Source organism: Streptomyces mauvecolor (assembly GCF_039532965.1).
Taxonomy (GTDB): Bacteria; Actinomycetota; Actinomycetes; order Streptomycetales; family Streptomycetaceae; genus Streptomyces; species Streptomyces violascens.
On the sequence record NZ_BAAASQ010000015.1, the window covers coordinates 59,270 to 71,653 of the forward strand.

Here is a 12,384-nt window from a genome sequence, read left to right on the forward strand (position 1 = left end):
CGGGCCCTTCGTCGTGCTGTGCTGTGTGTCAGTGCTGGGCGGCCTTGCGGCGGCGTACGAGGGCGATCGCTGAGGCGCCGAGGACCACCGCGCCGCCCGACAGGGCGAGCTGGGGGAGTGCCGAGGAAGAGCCCGTCTCCGCCAGGGCGCCGCTCTGGGGAGCGGTGGCGGACAGCGGGGTCGCCGCGGCGCCGCCCTGGGGCCGAGGGGCCGTGCTCGGCTTCGACTCGCCGGTCTTGGTGGGCTTGGCGCCGGCGGCCAGGACGTCGAACTCGTACCTGGCCTGGCTCGGCGTCCCGCCGCATGTGCCGTCCGCGTTGCGGTAGTCGGCGGCCACGAACAGGTCGGTCCTGCCGAGCGGCGTCGAGCCGTCGACCTTCAGACGCAGCTTCACATCGGCGCTCTTGCCGGCCGCGAGGTTGGTGACCGGGCCCGCCTGGTTGAGCGGCAGGTCCTTCCAGCCGTTCGAGCCGGCGTCGGACCACTGGAGGTGCACCAGCTTGTCGATGTCCTTGCCGCCGCCCTTGCCGTTGACGTACGCGTAGACGAACGGCCACAGGCGGTCCAGCTGCTTGCCGGTCCCGTTCGTCACGCGTACCGAGAAGTCGGCGCTGGAACCGGCCGCGATCTGGGACGGGAAGCCGTTCAGGACGGCCGTGAGACCCATGTCCTGCGCGCACTTGCCGCCCTGGCCGCCGGTGCCGCCCTCGCCGCCGGCCGCCTTGGCGTCGGCGAGCGCCTTGTCGGCGGCCTGCTTGTCGGCGAGCGCCTTGGCGGTGGCGCCCTTGGCGCGGTCGAGCTCGGCCTTCGCCGCGCTCTGGGCCTGGTCGGCCGCCTTCTTGGCGGTGGCGAGCCTGCCGGCCGCGGCGCTGTTCGCCGTGTCGGCGGCGGTCACCGCCGCCTCCGCCTTGGCGACGCGCTGGGCCGCGAGGTCCTTGTCGACCGGGCTCGCGGTGGCGGGCAGCGCGTTCTGCCATGCCTTCGCGTCGGTGAGCTCCTGGTCGGCGGCGGCCTTCACACGGGCGGCCTCGTCCGCGTCCTTCTGGGCGGCCTTCAGCGCGACGATGGCCGGCGCCGAGTCGAGGTCGGCGAGCGCCTTGCGGGCCGCGCTCTCGTCGGCGGCGGCCTTGTCGTACGCCTTCTGCGCCTCGGCCGCCGCCTTTTCGAGCTCGGCGATCGTGGGCTGCTTCGCGGTCTGTGCCGCCGGTTTTCCGTCGGCGAATGCCGGGGTTACGGAAAGCAGCAGAGCGGGTGTGGTGACGGCGGCGGCGACGGCCGTCGCGAGAGTACGGCTTATCTTCACTGGAGCCCTTTGTGAGTCCAAAAGAACGGTCCAAAAGAACGCAAAAGAAATAGGCCGTGATCGTAGGGCCGCGACGTGGTGCGGGGGAAGCGGAAAAACGCCCGCCGCCGGGCACCCGGTGGGTGCCCGGCGGCGGGCAAATCACAGCAACTGGGGGCAGTTGCCCACGGTTCCTATGGTTTCTCTGTGACTCATGTCATGCGGCACCGGCCAACGCCCGTGCCCCGGCGGCTACTTGACCGTGACCGTCTCGTCGTTCTTCAGCTCGTTCACGAGCTGGGTGACCTTCGGCTTGTCCCACAGGAGCGAGGTCTGCGGGCCGTCGCCCGCGACCGGCATGTTCATCGAGATGCCGTCGCCGCCGGTGATGCCCTTCATCGCCCAGAACATGGACCCCAGGTCGAACAGGCTCATGTCCTTGTCGACGATGAGGGTGTCCAGGCCCGCGCCCATCACGGGGTACAGCTTGAACGGGTTGAGGATCGTCGTCGGCGTCGCCGTCTGGCTGGCGAGCGCGGACAGGAACTTCTGCTGGTTCTTCGTGCGCTCCAGGTCACCGGCGGCATAGCCGTGCCGGTTGCGGACGAACGCCAGGGCCTGCTGCCCGTCCAGGGTCTGCTTGCCCTTCTTGAAGTCCGCGCCGGAGTCCTTGTCCTTGATGTCCTGCGGAATATCGAGTTCCACGCCGCCGACCGCGTCCACGATGTTAGCGAATCCCGCGAAGCCGATCTCCGCGTAATGGTCGATGTGCAGTCCGGTGTTCGCCTCAATGGTGCGGACGAGCAGTTCGGGACCGTCTATGGAGAACGCCGCGTTCAGCTTGTCCTTGCCCTTGGACGGGAACGACTTTCCGGAGTCGGAGCCCTTGAAGCTGGGGATCGTGACCCAGGAGTCGCGAGGCAGCGAGACCATGGTGTTCCCGTTGTCGCCGACGTGCAGCAGGATCATCGAGTCGGTCCGCTTGCCCTCGGCCGAACCGGTGTGCAGCTTCTTCTTCTCGTCCGCGGACATGCCGTCGCGGGAGTCGGAGCCGACGATCAGGTAGTTGGTGCCCTTGCCCTCGGCGGGCCGGTCGATGACCTTGGACAGGTCGACCTCGCGGCGCACCTTGCCGTCCGCCCAGAAGTACGTGGCGACCGAGGTGACCAGGAGTACGACGACCAGGGACAGCACCCCGATCGTGATCCGCTTGCGCCAGTTCGGCGCCGCTCCCGGCCTGCGCCCGCCGCCGCGCCGCGGCCCCTCGGGGCCACCGGGGCCGCCCGGACCCGCCGGACCCCGGCCCGCCGGGCTGCCGTACACCTGGCCCTCGCTGTATCCGCTGTCGTACGAGCTCTGTGCGGGCACGCCGCGGCCGTACTGCTGCGGCTGTCCGTAGCCGTCGTCGTACCCGGGCTGCTGCTGCGGGACGGAGCGCTGCTGGGGAGGGACGGGCCGCTGGACGTGCTGCATCCGGCGCGCGCCCTCGGGCTGCGCGGCGGAGCTGCCGCGGCCGTAGGCGTCGTCGCCGTTTCCGCGGGCGTTGCCACTGCGGGCGTCGGGCCATTCGTTCATGCGGTCCAGCATGCACGGCGGCCCCGGGCCGCTGACAGGGCAGGTTGGGATTCGGGGCAGGGCTGTTGCAAGGCTGATGCAAAGAGGTTCGGCGCGTCGCCGCCTAAAGTGAAGACATGACTGATCTTCCGGGCAAGCCGACCTCGGCCTCCCGAACCACCCTGAGCCACATCATGACCACCCATGACACCAACCTCCTCGGCACGGTGCACGGCGGCGTGATCATGAAGCTGGTGGACGACGCCGCGGGCGCGGTGGCCGGACGCCACTCGGGCGGCCCGGCCGTCACCGCCTCCATGGACGAGATGGTGTTTTTGATGCCGGTCAGGGTCGGCGACCTGGTGCATGTGAAGGCGCAGGTCAACTGGACGGGCCGGTCCTCGATGGAGGTCGGCGTGCGGGTGCTCGCCGAGCGCTGGAACGAGTCGACCCCGGCCCAGCAGGTGGGCTCCGCCTACCTCGTCTTCGCGGCGGTCGACGCCGACGGCAAGCCCCGCCCGGTGCCGCCGGTGGTCCCCGAGACCGAGCGCGACGAGCGGCGCTACCAGGAGGCCCAGATCCGCCGCACCCACCGCCTCGCACGACGCCGCGCGATCATGGAGCTCCGGGAGAAGCGATCCGCCGAGGGCTTGGACGACTGAGCACTCCGTGGGACGGCTGTTCGGCTGCGGGCCGTCATGGGCCGGTCGCGCAGTTCCCCGCGCCCCTTCAGGGCTCAGCACCCCCCCGGTGTCAGGGACAGATCACCTTGTCCCCCGTCACCGTTCCGAAGACGCCCTGGGGCTGTTCCTCCGCGCGCACCGGGACCACGTCCTTGAAGTCCGCGCCCGCCGTCACCCTCAGCGTGGCGCCCAGGCCCTTGACCGGGCGCAGCTCGCTGCCCGGGAGGGCGATCGCCAGGGAGCCGGCGGAGCGGTCCCAGCGCGGGTCGTACTCGATCAGGGTGCGGTGCACGGCCGGGTTGGTGCTCGGCCGGGGGAAGCCGGTGGTCTTGAAGCCGGCGGCCTGCAGCGCGTCGTCGACGCGCTGGCCGAGCCCGTCGTTGTGGGTCCCGTTGTAGACCTGCACCTTGATCCGCGCGGGGTCGACCTCGACGATCGCGCCGGGGTTCCGGGGCGGCTTCGCGTCCTTGGAGGCCGGCTTCGACGGGGCTGCGTGCGGGGTCAGCGGCTTGTCGTCGCGGAGCAGCTGGAACAGCTTCTTCGCCTTGGCCTCGTCCCACTTCACGGTCGAGCCGACGCCCTTGATCTGGATGCCGAGCTGCGCGAGCGGCACGGTGGTGAAGTCCGAGGAGGAGGGCGAGAACCCCTTCATCGCGGAGGTGAAGTTCAGCATCTCCTCCACCCCGAAGCCCTCGTCGGCGCGTACCGAGGAGAGCATGGACGAGGCGAACTCGCGGAACTTCACCGGGTTCAGGAGCACCCCGTTGCTCGTGGCCTTCGCGACGAGCGCGGCCAGGAACCGCTGCTGGCGCTGCATCCGGCCGAGGTCGGAGGAGCCGTCGGTGTGCCGGGAGCGCACGTACTGGAGGGCTTCGCCGCCGTTCAGCTGGTGGGTGCCCGCGGCGAGGTCGAGGCCGGTGTAGGCGTCCTTCATGGGGCGGGCCGTGCAGATCTGCACCCCGCCGACCACGTCGACCGTCCTCATGAAGCTGGTGAAGTCGAGCTCCAGGTAGTGGTCGATCTTCAGCCCCGTCGCGTGCTCGACGGTGCGCACGGTGAGCGGGGGCCCGCCCTCGGCGTAGGCCGCGTTCAGCTTCACGGGGTGCTTGTCGTGGTGCTTGCCGGCCTCGTCGGTGTGCTCGGGGACCTCGGCGTAGGAGTCGCGCGGCAGGCTCACCACGCTGACCCGGTCCCGCTCCGCCGACACGTGCACCATCATGATCGTGTCCGTGCAGTGGCAGGGCGCCCCGCCGAGCCGGTACTTCTGCTTCTCCTCCGCCGTGATCTTCTCCCGCCCGTCGGTGCCGACCAGCAGGATGTTCGTGCCCCGGCTGCCCTGCGGCCGGTTCTTCATGTCCCGGAACGGGTCGACCCGGCCGATCCCGTTGTTCAGGCTGGTCACCACCGCATGCCCGACCCCGCCCGCGCCGAGCACCAGGACGGACAGCGTGGTGGCGAGCCGCAGGCCCCAGCGGGGGCGCTCGTCGTGCTGTCTGCTGCTGGGCTGACCGGGTCGTAGGGAGCGCGGACGGGGCGGCGTGGGCACGGGGACCTCCGCGGGTGACAGGGGGATCTTGAGCACCGTAGGCCCATACGATCAGCTACCCCGGGCACCGCCCCGGCCGCCGCGCGACCGTGTCCCCCATTCGCGGTAACGTGACCACCGATGAACGCCACGCCTGCTGTTTCCGTGATCATGCCGGTCCTCAATGAGGAGCGGCACCTGCGCAACTCGGTCCGTCACATCCTGGAGCAGGAGTACGCGGGCGAGATGGAGGTGGTGATCGCGCTCGGCCCGTCCACGGACCGCACCGACGAGATCGCCGCCGAGCTGGTGGCCGAGACCGCGTCCCATGAACGGGCCCGGGTCCACACGGTCCCCAACCCCACCGGGCGCACGCCCGCGGCCCTGAACGCCGCCATCAAGGCCTCCCGCCACCCGATCGTGGTGCGCGTCGACGGCCACGGCATGCTGTCGCCGAACTACATCGCCACCGCCGTACGGCTCCTGGAGGAGACCGGCGCGCAGAACGTCGGCGGCATCATGCACGCCGAGGGCGAGAACGCCTGGGAGGACGCGGTCGCCGCCGCGATGACCTCGAAGATCGGCGTGGGCAACGCGGCCTTCCACACCGGAGGCGCGGCCGGGCCCGCCGAAACCGTGTATCTGGGTGTCTTCCGCCGCGAGGCCCTTGAACAACAGGGCGGCTACAACGAGGAGTTCATCCGTGCCCAGGACTGGGAGCTGAACTTCCGGATCAGGGAGGCCGGCGGCCTCATCTGGTTCTCGCCCGAGCTGAAGGTCCAGTACCGGCCCCGGCCCTCGGTGAAGGCGCTGGCCAAGCAGTACAAGGACTACGGACGTTGGCGCCATGTGGTGGCCCGCTACCACGAGGGCTCCATCAACCTGCGCTACCTCGCGCCGCCGACCGCCGTCTGCGCGATCGCCGCGGGCGTGGTGGTGGGTGCGCTGATCACGCCGTGGGCGTTCGTGGTCCCGGCCGGCTATCTCGCCGCGATCGCCGCGGGCTCGCTGCCGGCCGGCAAGGGCCTCTCGCTCAAGGCCCGCGCCCAGATCCCGGTGGCGCTCGCCACGATGCACATGTCGTGGGGCTACGGCTTCCTGACCAGCCCGAAGGCGCTGGCCAAGAAGGTCATCGCGAGCCGCCGCCCGAGCGTGCGGACCACGTCCGTCTGAGCGGACGACACAGAGCCGACGAAACAGCGCGTACGAAACAGGGGGCGCCCGGTGCCGCACAGCACCGGGCGCCCCCTTTCGCATCCGTGCGCGGGCTAGAAGCGGTAGGGCGCGTACACCTCCATGCAGGCGCCCTTGTCGGCTCCGTTGACCGACTCGGTGTCCTTGAGCGGGTCGCTCGCCCTGGGGTCCTGCTTCGGGTAGCTGTCGCCGGTGCGCCAGTCGCCGCCGACCACCAGGGTCAGGCCCTTGACGTCGGAGGCCTTGACCGCGGAGGCGGGCAGGCCGAGCGCCGTGGCGACCGACTCCGCGTCCGCCTTGCCCTGTGCGCCCGCGGCCTTGGGGTAGTCGACCTCACTGGTGGAGGCGGGGCTGCCGGAACCCGTGTCGGCCTTCTTGAAGCCCTTGGCCTTGAGGGCGGTGACCACTTCGGTGGCCCGGCCCTTGGCGGCGACGCGGCCGCCGGTGCCGGTGCCGTTGACCACGGTCACCGCGAGCGAGTCCGGGGCCGCGGCGGCCGGGCCCTTGGAGGGCACGGGGGCGGGCTTGCCGTCGTCCTTGCCGTCCAGCGGTTTGTCGTCGCGCAGCAGCGCCCACAGTGCGTCGGCCTTCGCCTTGTCCGGCACCACGTGGGCCTCCGGGTCCTTGGGGTCGGGCAGGCGCGGCATGGTCAGCATGTTGATGCGGTCCATGGGGATGTTCTTGAGCTCCATCCCGAGGCCGAGCAGCTTCGGGACGGTGCCGATCTCGGAGGAGACCTGGAGCACCTTGACCGCCGTGTCGGCGATGTCCAGCAGGCGGCCCGTGTCGGTGAACGCGTTCTGGTCCTTGAGGTTGCGGATCACCGAGTTCATGTACATGTGCTGAGCCTGGGAGCGGCCGATGTCGCTGCCGAACGCGTGCCGGGTGCGCAGCCACTGCAGGGCCTGCTCGCCCTTCACTGTGTGGTTGCCCGCGGTCAGGTGCAGGTGCGAGCCGCCGGGCTGGGCCTTGGTGGGGTGGTCGTCGATGTTCTGCTTCACGCAGACGTCGGCGCCGCCCACCGCGTCGGAGATGGCCACGACACCGGCGAAGTCGACCATCATCCAGTGGTCGATGTAGATGCCGGTCAGCTTCTCCCAGGTGTCCAGGACACAGCCGGCCCCGCCCCGCCCGAGTGCCTCGTTGATGATGGTGTTGGTGGCCGGGTTGACCTTGTTCTTCACGCTGTCCTTGCACTCGGGCACGTCCACCCGGGTGTCGCGCGGGATGCTCACGACCGAGGCGTTCTTGCGGTCGGCGGAGACGTGGAGCAGCATCTGCACGTCCGCGTGCGGATCGCCGCCCCGGTCCTGCTTCGCGCCGCCGAGCTTGACGTTCTCGTCCGAGTTACGGCTGTCGGAGCCGATGAGCAGGATGTTCAGCGGCGTCTGGCCGTCGGCGTTCGGCGCGGTCTTCTTGGCGTCGCTGCCGCCCGCGCTGCGGTCGCCCTTGCGGATGCTGTTGTTCAGGTGCTGGTAGTACAGGTAACCGGCGGTGGCCGTCCCGAGTATGAGGACCGCGAGCGTGATCGCGGTCCATCTCAGTATCCGGTGCTTGCGTTTGCCGCGTTTGCGGCGGCCGCCCCTGCGGTGGCCGCTGCCGGACGCCCCCACATCCCCGGGCGTGCCGCTGCCACCGGACGCGCCGGAGCCGCCCTCCGGCTCCGAACTGCCGGACTTCTCCGGCGAGTTGGACCCGCCGGGCGCGTCGTCCTCGTACAGGCTCTCGTCCCAGCCGAGTTCGTCGGCGTGCCCCACACGTCCGTCCGTCCCCTCCCCGCGCACACTGTTCCTGCCCACCCCAATACCCCCTGTCCTTCAGACTCCCCCTGAGGCCCGGGCGGGCCGTGAGTCTGCTACTTGGCGCACACCGACTTGTCGGCTTCGACCTTCTGAATGCCCTCCGGTGCCTTGGCCGGAGCGGCTATGGGTGTTCCCGCCTGCTTGAAGTCGGGGCCGAGGGTCAGCACCATGGGCTCCTTGCCCACGGCGTCCTTCGTGCCCGGCTGCAGTGCCGAGGCGGCCAGGCCGAGCAGATCCGCGAGTTTGCGGGCCTGGTCGGCCTGGTTCGGTGCGTAGGCCAGGACCGTGGCGGGCACCTTGGCCGGCGCGTTCGATCCGTTGCTCGACTTGAGCACGCCCTCCTGGTTCTGCATCCAGGTGACCATGTCGCCCGCGGAGCCCGCCGCCGCGCCGCCGTTGAGCACGTTGACCCGTACGTCGGAGGCCTTGGCACGGGGGCCGTTGAGGCGGGCGGCCTCCTCGGCCGCGGCCGCGTTCTTGGCGTCCGCCTCCTTCTTCTTCACCTCGGTGAGCGAGGTGTCGGCGCGCATCATCGCGAACAGCGCATCGGCCTTCGTCGGGTCGGGCACCACGGTGATGTGTTTCTTGCCCTCGGCCGGGTTGTCGATGACCGGCAGCGTGGTGAAGGTGATGTTCTTCGCGTCGATCTTGCCGAGCACTTGGGCGAGGTCGGTCAGCTTCTTGATGCTGCCTATCCCCGAGTCGACCGTGAGCGCCTTGGTCGCCGCGTCCGCCAGTCCGTACATCTTGGTCGGGCTGCCCAGGGTGTCGTCCGACTTCATCTGCCGGATCATCGAGCTCAGGAACTGCTGCTGCTGCTTGATCCGGGAGAGGTCGCTCTCGTCGCCGAAGCTGTGCCGGGTCCGTACGAACGCGAGGGCCTGCTCGCCCTTGACGACGCTCTCGCCGGCCGGGAGCTTCAGATGCGACTTGGGGTCGTTCACCGGCTTGGCGAGGCAGACCTTGACGCCACCGACGGCCGTGGACAGCTCCTTGACGGCGTTGAAGTCGGCCATCATGAAGTGGTCGACGTTGAGCCCGGTGAGCTGCTTGACCGTACGCATCGTGCAGCCCGGGTCGCGGCCCTCCTGGCCCAGGCTCGTGTTGAACCGCACCTTCTTCTCGCCCGGCACCGTCTTGGTGGAGCCGTCCTTCTGCTTCGTCGGGCAGGAGGGGATGTCGATCACCATGTCGCGCGGGATGGACATCGCGGTCGCGTTGGTCCGGTCCGCCGAGACGTGGAAGAGGATGTTGGTGTCGGCGTGGCCCTCGCTGCCCGCGTCGCCGTAGCCCTCGTTGCCCGCGCCGGTGCGCTTGTCGGTACCGATGACCAGGATGTTGAACGCGCCGTCCGGCACCGAGCTCTTGCTGCCCGCGTCACCGACGTCGACGGTGTTGAGGTTGCCGTTGAAGTGCTGGTAGAGCCAGTACGCCCCGCCCGCGCCGACGACGAGGACGAAGCCCATCACGCCGCCCGTCCACAGCAGCGCCCTCTTCTTGCGCGTCGCCTTGGGCTTGCGCTTGCGGCGGCCCGGGGTGTCGGGGGCCCCCTCGGGGGACCGGTTCGATCGGCGGTTGCGCTGCCCGGGCACCTCGCGGCGCCCGGAACGTCCGGACTGCCCTGATCTTCTGTCCGACGCGGGACCGGTCGACGACCGGCCGGGAGCGGAATTCGACTGCGTTCCGGAAGGATTCAGTCGCAATTCGTAAGTGCCGGTGTCCGGGTTGAGGACCCACTGGTCTGCGGGGTCGACATCATCGGCCCGCCCACGGCTCTGCGCATCCACGGTTGCTTCTGTCCTCCGTCGGTGCCGAGTCGCTTCCCCCAAAGCGCTCAATCATTCGCTCCTGCAGTGCCCGGCCCTCTGGCCGGTAGCACCGGATCGCGTCACACTATCTGGCCAGTTCGCCCAAGAGCGACGGCCGTGACAAATTCCACGCCCTTTACAACCGGGCATTTGGCCCCAATCCGCTGGTCGTTGCGTGCATTTCACAGGTTGTCGACATACACGCCCGGCTAGCCGCACATGCCGGAGGCAGCGTTCGTCCCCGAGTAGACGGGTGTCGCCGACGCGCTCGGCGAGGGGTCGGGATCGTCGGGCCGCTTGTCGTCCCCGCCGGAGCCGGGCTTCCCGCTCTCCTTGGCCTTCGGCACGTCCGCGGCGGGCGCCACCTTGATCGGCCGGTCTTCGCGCAGCTGCTGGAAGAGCCGGTCCGCGTCCGGCTGCACAAGCTCGTCGCGGTTTCCGTCGTACGCATAGGGCTGACGCGGAACGGTCAGGAAGCGAATGTTCTCGGTCGGAATTCCGCGCACCGAGCGCACCAGGTCGTACAGGTCCCGCAGGGTGTTCAGGCCCGGGTCCGTGGTGATGGAGCGGGTCGCCGCGTCCAGGACCGGGAAGAGGCGGGTTGGGTTGAGCAGCACCCCGTTGCTCTGCACCTTCTTGATCAGCGAGCCGAGGAACTGCTGCTGGCGGTCCATGCGCTGGGTGTCGCTGCCGTCCCCGAAGCCGTGCCGCGAGCGCACGAAGCCCAACGCCTGCTCGCCGCGCAGCAGTTGGCGTCCGGCGGGGAGTTTCAGATGGGCCTGACGGTCGTCGACCGGCTCCTTCAGGCAGACCTCCACGCCGTCCACCGCGTCGACCATGTCCTTGAACCCGCTGAAGTCGACCACCATGTGGTGATCGATCCGGATGCCGGTCATCTTCTCGACCGTACGGATCGTGCAGGCCGCGCCGCCCATTTCGAACGCCGAGTTGAACTGGGCGAATTGCGGCTTGGTCTCGCCGCCCTGAGGCCTGCCGCAGGCGGGGATGTCCGCCATCAGGTCACGGGGCAGCGAGACGGCGGTGGCGCTGAGCCGGTCGGCGGCCAGGTGCAGCAGGATCGTGGTGTCCGAGCGCTGGCTGCCGCCGTCGTCCCTGCCGTACGAGGAGTTGTTGCCCGCGCGCGAGTCCGAGCCGATGAGCAGCAGGTTCTGCGCGTCGTGCACGACGGAGGCGGGCCGGTCCCGCTCGTACTTGTCCAGCTCGTGCGCGGCGGTGGTGTCCGTCTGGATGTTGCTGTCGAGCTTGCGGTAGAACCACCAGCCGGTTCCGGCCGCCGCGAGGACGACGACGGAGACGCCGAGCGCTGTCCAACGCAGCCAGCGACGGCCGCCCTTGGCGTCCGGGGTCTCCGGGTCCTCCTCGGTGTCGGTGGTCTCCGCGGGCCCGGGGGCCCCGGGCTCCGCGTCCGGGTCGGTGCCGGTGGGCGGCGGCGGTGGCTGCTCGGCCCCGGCCCGGTCTTCCGGTTCAGGGGGAGTGCCAGCACTGTCGGTCACGTCGGCGTCCATCCTCACGGGCCATCACGGGGTCGGCGGGCGCGCCGCCGGGCACCCCGGTAGACGGCCGAATCGCGCGCATGGTTGTGCGTACGGTCGATCATGTACCGGAGGTGCCACCGGGGCCCGGGGGATCGGCCCCCGAGTGGGCCACAAGGGTGGAGATCGGCGGACGGTCACAGCGAGCGGTGCGTGACCCGCTCACTCTCGGCGCGCTTTTCGAGGCCGCCGTCGGCCAGTTGGGCCAGATTGCGGCACAGGACGACCGAGCCGCCCGAGGCGAGCGGCGCGTACAGACCGCTCGCGAGACCGGGCCAGCTGTCGTACGGGAGCGCCGAAAGCAGCCGCGAACCGGAGCCGAGGCCGAGTTCGGCGGCCTCGGCGCGGGCCCGCGCGACGAGTTCGGCGGCGCTCGGTTCGAGGCCGTCGACGGCGAGCGCGGGGGCGTCCGGGTCGACGGGCATGAACGGCGCGAACCGGTCGCCCTGGCTCGGCACCTCGACGGCGTAGTCCATGAACCCGGCGGGCGGCTGCGGGAAGCGGCCGCCGAGCGGGCGCAGCGCGAGCGCCACCCGCTCGCCGGTGCAGGCGCGGGCCTCGTCGAGGGTGTCGGGGCCGCTGACCACGAGGTCGGCCGCGGCCACGTCGCCGCCGATCTCGACGGCCACGCCCACCGAGTGGCAGGCCATCAGCCACACGGCGCTCTGCCAGTGCGCGGGGAGCAGCAGCGCGAGGCGGTCGCCGGGCTCGGCGGCGAGATCGCCCTGGAGCAGATTCGCGGTCTTGGCCACCCAATTGGCGAAGGTGGCGACGGACAGTTCCACGCGCTCGCCGGTGGCGTCGTCGTAGAACGTGATGAAGGGGCGGCCCGGGTCCGCGGCGAGCGCGGATCGCAGCAGGTCGGCAGGGGTGCGGTCGCTGGCGTTCACGCGGGCAAGGCTACGTGGGGCGCGGCCTTGGCACCGGCACCGGTGGGCGGGGTGCGTACACCGGTTTGGCGGACGGCCCGTCAGTTCCGCAAT

At 70.3% G+C, this 12,384-nt stretch carries 9 protein-coding genes; 2 read left to right on the top strand and 7 right to left on the bottom strand.

The annotated features are described in order from the left end of the window. Positions 1–28 precede the first annotated feature (28 nt). Positions 29–1,303 carry a peptidase gene (locus ABD346_RS21125; RefSeq protein ID WP_344376805.1) on the bottom strand — a complete coding sequence of 425 codons (1,275 nt, stop codon included), beginning with the start codon at positions 1,301–1,303 and terminating at the stop codon, positions 29–31. A gap of 231 nt (positions 1,304–1,534) precedes the next feature. Next, positions 1,535–2,857 carry an LCP family protein gene (locus tag ABD346_RS21130; protein WP_344376807.1) on the bottom strand — a complete coding sequence of 441 codons (1,323 nt, stop codon included), beginning with the start codon at positions 2,855–2,857 and terminating at the stop codon, positions 1,535–1,537. A gap of 116 nt (positions 2,858–2,973) precedes the next feature. Between ABD346_RS21130 and ABD346_RS21135 the strand changes: the two genes are divergently transcribed. Next, positions 2,974–3,498 (top strand): acyl-CoA thioesterase, encoded by a 525-nt coding sequence (locus ABD346_RS21135; RefSeq protein ID WP_189961459.1) that lies wholly within the window; start codon positions 2,974–2,976, stop codon positions 3,496–3,498. Between the two features lie 91 nt (positions 3,499–3,589). On the opposite strand, the gene ABD346_RS21140 is transcribed toward ABD346_RS21135, so the two are convergent. Further along, positions 3,590–5,065 (bottom strand): LCP family protein, encoded by a 1,476-nt coding sequence (locus ABD346_RS21140; RefSeq protein WP_465270249.1) that lies wholly within the window; start codon positions 5,063–5,065, stop codon positions 3,590–3,592. Between the two features lie 120 nt (positions 5,066–5,185). Here ABD346_RS21140 and ABD346_RS21145 point away from each other — a divergent pair, with 120 nt between their 5' ends. Continuing rightward, complete coding sequence (locus tag ABD346_RS21145) at positions 5,186–6,217, top strand: glycosyltransferase family 2 protein (RefSeq protein WP_344376808.1); 1,032 nt, start codon at positions 5,186–5,188, stop codon at positions 6,215–6,217. A gap of 95 nt (positions 6,218–6,312) precedes the next feature. Here ABD346_RS21145 and ABD346_RS21150 read toward each other — a convergent pair whose 3' ends face one another. The 4 genes from ABD346_RS21150 to ABD346_RS21165 all read right to left on the bottom strand — a co-directional run bounded on the left by ABD346_RS21150 (position 6,313) and on the right by ABD346_RS21165 (position 12,291). Then, on the bottom strand, positions 6,313–8,037 hold the full coding sequence (locus tag ABD346_RS21150) for an LCP family protein (protein ID WP_344376810.1): 1,725 nt from the start codon (positions 8,035–8,037) through the stop codon (positions 6,313–6,315). 56 nt (positions 8,038–8,093) lie between these two features. Next, complete coding sequence (locus ABD346_RS21155) at positions 8,094–9,827, bottom strand: LCP family protein (RefSeq protein WP_344376811.1); 1,734 nt, start codon at positions 9,825–9,827, stop codon at positions 8,094–8,096. Between the two features lie 230 nt (positions 9,828–10,057). After that, entirely contained in the window at positions 10,058–11,362 is a 1,305-nt protein-coding gene (locus ABD346_RS21160) for an LCP family protein (RefSeq protein ID WP_344376812.1), read from the bottom strand. A gap of 176 nt (positions 11,363–11,538) precedes the next feature. Then, complete coding sequence (locus tag ABD346_RS21165) at positions 11,539–12,291, bottom strand: TIGR03089 family protein (RefSeq protein WP_344376814.1); 753 nt, start codon at positions 12,289–12,291, stop codon at positions 11,539–11,541. Positions 12,292–12,384: the final 93 nt, after the last annotated feature.

Bases quoted from the DNA above. Each gene is read 5' to 3' on its own strand.
- ABD346_RS21145 (WP_344376808.1), top strand. From the start codon at position 5,186: ATGAACGCCACGCCTGCTGTTTCCGTGATCATGCCGGTCCTCAATGAG.
- ABD346_RS21135 (WP_189961459.1), top strand. From the start codon at position 2,974: ATGACTGATCTTCCGGGCAAGCCGACCTCGGCCTCCCGAACCACCCTG.
- ABD346_RS21130 (WP_344376807.1), bottom strand. From the start codon at position 2,857: ATGAACGAATGGCCCGACGCCCGCAGTGGCAACGCCCGCGGAAACGGC.